Annotated in this window: 1 protein-coding gene; it reads right to left on the minus strand. The window is 44.9% G+C overall.

The annotated features are described in order from the left end of the window. Positions 1-173 precede the first annotated feature (173 nt). On the minus strand, positions 174-775 hold a 602-nt coding region (locus A3762_RS01060; RefSeq protein WP_231878688.1), incomplete at its 5' end, for a low specificity L-threonine aldolase.

The raw sequence follows: 775 nt of genomic DNA on the forward strand, positions 1-775 counted from the left end.
AAGGCAAACGCTTCGCTTCGTTAACGCTTTGATTATTTTGCGACTTTGATGGTGTTTGATTTTGTTGTGTCTGACTCAAAGCTTCAACCCCTTTACATAGTAATAGTGAGGTTAGTGATACGTCAGAGACCTAGCGCCGGTTCAAACCTTATGAACCCGCTGTGGTTTTTTCTCTATTTAGAGGAATGAAGAACATTCTCAAATTGAGTGAGCTCACTATCAGAGGTATTAAACGAGACAACAAGACGCACAAGCGTTGCATCAGAACGATCTTTAGTTGGCAAAAACCGCTTAGGCCATTCATAAAACACAGCGCCAGCGTTTCGCAATTCCTTGATTTTAGCGTTGTCGATAAACGCAAAAACTTCGTTCCCGAAGTTTGCTTTCTGCTCTGGCCAAGCAAGTTCAGAGTAGCAACTGCTCTGGATAGATTGAGCAAGTTTGTGCGCTTGCGCATTGCTCTGTATCGCTAAATCGAGCCAATGATTTTGTTCAAGCCAGCCGCAAAACTGTGCCCCCAATAATCGTCCTTTAGAAAGCAAGTGCCCTGCTCGCTTCCGTCGATATTCAAAGTCTTTAGCAAGTTCTTTATTGAAGAAGATAACCGCTTCGGCCGCTAACGCGCCGTTTTTACTTGCTCCCAAACACAAAACATCGACGCCGGCTTTCCAAGTCATGTCAGCAGGCGAGCAGTTCAATGAGATAAGCGCGTTGGCAAAACGAGCGCCATCCATGTGTACATTCATATCATGCTTTTTAGCGAGTGATGTGAGCG

This window comes from Oleiphilus sp. HI0125, from assembly GCF_001635355.1.